General features: G+C 58.7%; 3 protein-coding genes and 2 pseudogenes. 2 read left to right on the top strand and 3 right to left on the bottom strand.

Annotated features, from left to right (window positions below; genetic code table 11):
* Both NW863_RS10905 and NW863_RS10900 read left to right on the top strand, forming a co-directional pair.
* A partial coding sequence (locus NW863_RS10905; RefSeq protein ID WP_414366321.1) for a TIGR00730 family Rossman fold protein occupies positions 1–1,066 on the top strand: 1,066 nt, incomplete at its 5' end.
* Positions 1,067–1,081: 15 nt separating this feature from the next.
* The gene (locus NW863_RS10900; RefSeq protein WP_414366320.1) at positions 1,082–1,762 is read left to right on the top strand and encodes a phosphoribosylanthranilate isomerase; all 681 of its coding nucleotides are present in this window, start codon (positions 1,082–1,084) and stop codon (positions 1,760–1,762) included.
* Between the two features lie 22 nt (positions 1,763–1,784).
* On the opposite strand, the gene NW863_RS10895 is transcribed toward NW863_RS10900, so the two are convergent.
* From NW863_RS10895 to NW863_RS10885, 3 genes and pseudogenes are all read right to left on the bottom strand, one after another.
* Positions 1,785–2,141 (bottom strand): DUF4115 domain-containing protein, encoded by a 357-nt coding sequence (locus NW863_RS10895; RefSeq protein ID WP_414366333.1) that lies wholly within the window; start codon positions 2,139–2,141, stop codon positions 1,785–1,787.
* A gap of 294 nt (positions 2,142–2,435) precedes the next feature.
* A pseudogene (locus tag NW863_RS10890) lies at positions 2,436–2,672 on the bottom strand (helix-turn-helix domain-containing protein); the annotation flags it as partial.
* 52 nt (positions 2,673–2,724) lie between these two features.
* Positions 2,725–3,090 (bottom strand): annotated as a pseudogene (locus NW863_RS10885) (pseudouridine synthase); the annotation flags it as partial.

The raw sequence follows: 3,090 nt of genomic DNA, 5'->3' as shown, positions 1-3,090 counted from the left end.
TGATTCCCTTTCTTCTCTTCTCCAGGAGATTTTCTCCAACGCTGAGACTCGTCTGAAGCAGTTGGAGCATCACCCCAACCGGACGGCTTGGCTGCGCATTTTGCAGTCACTACAGCGGATGGGATCTCTGAATCTCAGCCGCTTGGACGCCAAGATCCTGGCGGCCACGCTTGAGGATCTAGAGCAGGGGTTTGCGGCCTTCCAGAACTATGTCCATCAGCGCAAGGTAACAGTTTTTGGGTCGGCACGGGTAGGGCCGGACAGCCCGGAATACCGACAGGCACAGTTGTTCGCCCACTGCATCAGCCAGCGAGGGTTCATGGTGCTGACAGGGGGCGGCAGTGGAATCATGGAAGCCGGCAATCGGGGGGCAGGGCTGGAAAACTCGTTTGGGCTGAATATCCAGCTTCCCTTCGAGCAGATGGCCAATCCTGTGATTGCTGCCAGCGATCGGGTCATTAACTTTAAGTATTTCTTTTCACGCAAGCTCTTTTTTGTCAAAGAAACCGATGCGCTGGTGCTTTTCCCCGGTGGCTTTGGTACGCAGGATGAGGCTTTTGAATGTCTGACCTTGATGCAAACCGGTAAAACCAAGCTCATGCCCTTGGTGCTGGTGGACAAGAAGGGCGGTTGCTACTGGAAAGAATGGGATGAATATGTGCGGGAGCATCTACTCAGCCGCGGCCTGATCAGCCCAGAAGATCTCTTCTTATACACCTTAACTGACGATGTAGGGGATGCCTGCCAGCAGATCGTCGATTTTTATCGCATCTTTCACAGCAATCGCTATGTGCGGGAACTGCTGGTTTTGCGCTTGAATGCCAAGCTCTCGCCCCAGGCTCTGGATATCTTAAACGAAGAGTTTGCCGACATTCTCGACTCGGGCCGAATCGAGCAAACTGAGGCTTTGCCGGAAGAAGCAGAGGAAGAGATTGCCCATTTGCCAAGGCTAGTGATGCATTTTAACCAACGCAACTTTGGGCGGCTGTGGCAAATGGTGCGCCGGATCAACACGCTTCATCCAGCACAGCCGGATCGTCTGCAAATGCGCCCCGACCAAAAGTAGGGGATTGTCGTCCCAATGGGCCGGTTGTTTGTCAAAATCTGCGGCATCACTCGCCAGGATCAAGCGGAGGCTATCGCTGCGCTGGGGGTGAGCGCTCTTGGGTTTATCGCAGTGCCCAACACGCCGCGCTATTTGCCTCTCTCGGCAGCGCGCTGGCTAGGATCCCTGCCCGGACATGTGGAAAAGGTGGGGGTCTTTGTGGATCAGGATCCCCGTACGATTGCCACCTGGGTGGAAGTGGGCGGCCTCACGGCTGTTCAGCTCCACGGCCAGGAATCGCCAGAAGAGTGCCGGCAACTGGGAGAATGGCTCCCCGGCATTCGCCGCATCAAGGCCCTGCGCATTCGCCAGCCGGCAGATCTGGAGGCAGCCCACCTCTACGGCGACTGTGTGGAGGCTCTGCTTCTGGACGCCTATCACCCACAGCGGGCAGGTGGCACTGGGCAAACCCTCAACTGGCCAGAGTTGGCCCACCGCTCCCTGCCCCTGCCCTGGCTGCTGGCCGGTGGCCTCACCCCAGACAATGTTCTGCAGGCCCTCAGCTACCTCCAGCCTAGCGGCATTGATCTCTCCAGCGGCGTCGAGCACCAACCGGGCGACAAAGATCTGGACAAAGTCCGGCGTCTGCTGCAGCAGTTGGGATCCCAAGGGTGGCAAATCGCTTCTGCCCTACCTCAACCCAATCAAGGCCTTTAGCCCCTCCGGCCGAGCCGGGTCCCTATTGCAAGGATTGGAAGGATTGAATATCTAGCCCCGGCTCAAACATCAGCTCTTTCACCTCTCCAAACCTTCCCATCACCCCCAGATGGCGGTCGTTGAAGGTCACCAACACCCCGCCGGCATTGCCGGTACGCAGCACAATTGATCGCTCGGCTTCCCAGTTCAGCTCTGCCCCCGGCTGCAGGGTGGCCTCAAAAACGGTTTTTCCATCGGCGATGACTCGTAGCCAGGAGGGACGCTCTACCACGCGAATATCAAGGCGCACCGGCTTGCGCCGCGTCCCCTCCGTATGGGCCTCCAACACGTCAGGGAAAACCCCCTGGATGCGCGTCCACTGATCCAGCGTGGGAAACATCTGGCGAAGGGTCGGTTCTGGGCTGCGCCCAGGGGAGTTAGCTGCTTGCGGCTGCGACTGGGATCCCTCGCCGCTTGACCTGCTGGCCAGCCAATGCCCAAAGGGGTTGCCGGTGCCGTCCAAAAGAGCCGACAGCCCTCCCACCGCCAGCACGACCAGCACCACATAGGCGGCCCAGAGGTGAAAGGGGCGCAGGGCAAAGCCCAGCTGTTCGCCAACAGCAGTAAGAGGAGGGAGCGCATGGGGCGTTTTGGCAGATAGGAGTGGCAAAGCTTGCCGAGATAAAGCCTCGCCATCCAGCCCCAGATAGTTGGCATAGCGCTTGAGGAAGCCTTGCACATAGACCGGCTCCGGCAACCGGCTCAAGTCGGCTTCCTCCAGGGCCTGCAGATATTGGGAGCGGATGAAGGTATCGTTGGCTACATCTGTCAACGTCAGCCCCCGTGCCTCCCGTGTTTGCCGCAACAGGGATCCCAGGGCTTCCAATCCCGTTGGCGGGACAGAGTCCTTAGAGCGTTCCGACTCTTGCATCGTTTGGCTACCTGCAAAAGAGAGGATGGGCACAAAGTTCCCCCGCTAAAGATTATGAAGAGGGAGAGGAGGAGTGAAAAGAGGCGCTTCTGGACAGAGCTGAGCCGTTAGTGACCGCAAACGGGGCTAGCAAAGCCTGAACCTCCTGCGGCTGCAACAGGCGAAACTGACCTGGCTTTAGGTTGCCTAGACGCAGCGGGCCAATCGCCTCCCGGTGTAAGCTGAGCACAGGATGGCCCAGCTGCTCGGCCACCCGCCGAATTTGCCGGTTGCGGCCTTCAAATAGGACTACCCTCAGCCAAGAGGAGTTGGAGGTTCTTCCAAAAGGGGGCGGATCACAAAACTCCACCTCTGCCGGCAAAGTGGTAGACCCATCCAAGTCGACGCCCTCCCGCCACCGTTGCAGAGTGGCTTGGCT

This window comes from Synechococcus sp. B60.1, assembly GCF_047462555.1.
Lineage (GTDB): Bacteria > Cyanobacteriota > Cyanobacteriia > Thermostichales > Thermostichaceae > Thermostichus.
The sequence above is the reverse complement of the archived record's forward strand: the minus strand, read 5'-3'. Positions and strand labels throughout refer to the sequence as shown.